1 protein-coding gene and 1 pseudogene are annotated in these 2,190 nt (G+C 47.9%); both read right to left on the reverse strand.

The window, feature by feature from the left end; all coding sequences use genetic code 11:
- Positions 1-191: 191 nt before the first annotated feature.
- Complete coding sequence (locus tag AC3WP7_RS30000; protein WP_371322058.1) at positions 192-1,055, reverse strand: methyl-accepting chemotaxis protein; 864 nt, start codon at positions 1,053-1,055, stop codon at positions 192-194.
- Positions 1,047-1,829 (reverse strand): annotated as a pseudogene (locus AC3WP7_RS30005) (MCP four helix bundle domain-containing protein); the annotation flags it as partial. The pseudogene AC3WP7_RS30005 and the gene AC3WP7_RS30000, both read right to left, overlap by 9 nt.
- Positions 1,830-2,190 lie beyond the last annotated feature (361 nt).

The following is a 2,190-nucleotide window of genomic DNA, read 5'->3' on the forward strand; positions in this document are numbered from 1 at the left end:
GTGAGTAGGTTCTCCGGTGGAGATCGTGCGTGAGTTCAGCCGATCTGCAAATCCGACTTTTTCAACAGAATCGGCCATAAGCGGACGTATGCAAGCAACCGCTACCGGCCCTTTACGACAGGCAGCAATTTGCCGGTTAGTGGGGCTTATCCGAGACGAGTATGAGCGGAACAGAAAGGACCGTTCATTACTCAAACTTTAAATCGACTAATCAACACGCCAAAGGATGTGGCCAAGCGCGACAATTCGTAGCTTGAAGCATTGGTTTGATGTGCTCCGGCCGCTGTTTGTGTTGAAAGGTCCTGAATGTTTATCAGGTTACGATCAACCTCACGTGCAACCTGAGCCTGTTCTTCAGCGGCACTTGCGATCACGAGGTTCCTTTCACTGATGGTTGAAACACCCTCGGTGATTCGTTCAAGAGCCTGGCCAGCCTCCACGGACTGCGCCCGCGTATCGGCTGCCAGCTCTTTACTTTTATTCATCGCGAAGACGGCTTCATCAGCTCCAGAGCGCACCTGTTGCATCATCGATTCAATGTCCGCCGTCGATGCTTGGGTCCTATGGGCAAGAGCGCGCACCTCATCCGCTACAACAGCGAACCCACGCCCTTGCTCGCCCGCCCTGGCCGCTTCAATGGCTGCGTTCAAGGCCAAGAGGTTAGTCTGCTCGGCAATGGCTCTGATCACATCAAGAACTTTAGTGATCTCGTTGATGCGGGTGGCAAGCACCTCAACTTTGGCAGTTGAATTTGAAATCTCATCCGCCATCAATCCAACTGAATTAACAGCTCTGCGTACCTGATCACGACCTTCTACAGCATTGCGGCTGGCTTGCTCTGAGGCTTCAGAGGCACCCGCCGCATTTCTGGCGACTTCATCCACGGCTGCAGTCATTTCGTTCACCGCCGTCGCAGCTTGCTGAATCTCATCATTCTGCCGCGTCAGGCCGCGTGAGCTTTCTTCAGTAACCGCGTTTAACTCTTCAGATGCAGAGGCCAATTGGTCAGCAGCGCTGCCAATTTCGCTTACCGTAGTTCGTAAGTTATTCTGCATTTTATCGAGTGCGCTCAGCAGTACACCGACTTCATCTCGTCCACTGATTACAATGTGTTTAGAAAGGTCACCATCAGCCACTTCCTCAGCGCTTCGCAACGCGATGGATAGAGGAAGAGTGATTGAACGTGTGATAATCAGTCCCAAAGCGATGGCTGCTAGGAAAGCAATTATTACACCTATACCCAATATCCAGTAAGCACTCTTTGTCTCGGCCTTTGCTGCATCTGCTACCTCACCGCTTTGGCGATAGTTGGAAGCAACAATAACTTGAAGATTATCACTTACTCCCTTGAATGCCGGCGAGACTTTCTCCTGGAAAATCTTGGTAGCGCCATCAATATTACCTGCCTTAGCTAATTCGATCACTGTGCGTGCATCCTGCAAATAGGCTGGCCAGTTTTTTTCGAACTGATCACCTGCCGCACGCTCGTCATCAGCGAGAGGAGTTTGTCGGTACTCCTTGAAAAGTCGGTCAGCCTCTTTCTCGTTTTCAGACATGGATTGAACAGCAGTGTCAAATTTAAGATCTTCTTTTGCGTACTTGTAGAGTAGAGCAGCGTGTAAAGATCTGGAGTACGAAAAAACACTTGCGCGGGCATTAGCTGTATTATAAACAGAAATTAAATTATTGCTTACAATGCCTTCTATTGCATCTTTTTGTTTAGTGATACCTGAATACCCTAAGAATCCCACTCCTAAGGTGATCATTGCGCACACTAAAAAAGCAGAAATCAGTCGCGAGGAAAGCTTGGTTCTACGTAATGCGTCCATAAGACTCTCAATAATTATTAATTGGTTATCCAATCAGGCTTGGTGCGAGTACTGTGTCGGAAGAAAAAACCATAACTATAATTTTTATTTTATTGTCCTGATAAATGACCTTTTTTAAGGCGGAGGCTGGTTTTTTGATAGTAATCAACAGCTGAACGAGACAACACAATAGAATTTCTATCGAGTCGATAGCGCATGCATAAATGATAGGGTTTAAATAATTTAACCCGGGTTTTAAGCGAATGTAAGCCAGGCGATTGCCTACTTCAACGGCCGTAAAGGGTCGATTCTGTTGAAAAAGTCGGATTTGCAGATCGGCTGAACTCACGCACGATCTCCACCGGAGAACCTACTCACCACA

The sequence above is a fragment of the Pseudomonas sp. FW305-3-2-15-C-LB1 genome, from assembly GCF_058787615.1.

Excerpts from the sequence above, each read along its gene's own strand:
- AC3WP7_RS30000 (WP_371322058.1), bottom strand. The coding sequence starts at position 1,055 with ATGCAGAATAACTTACGAACTACGGTAAGCGAAATTGGCAGCGCTGCT.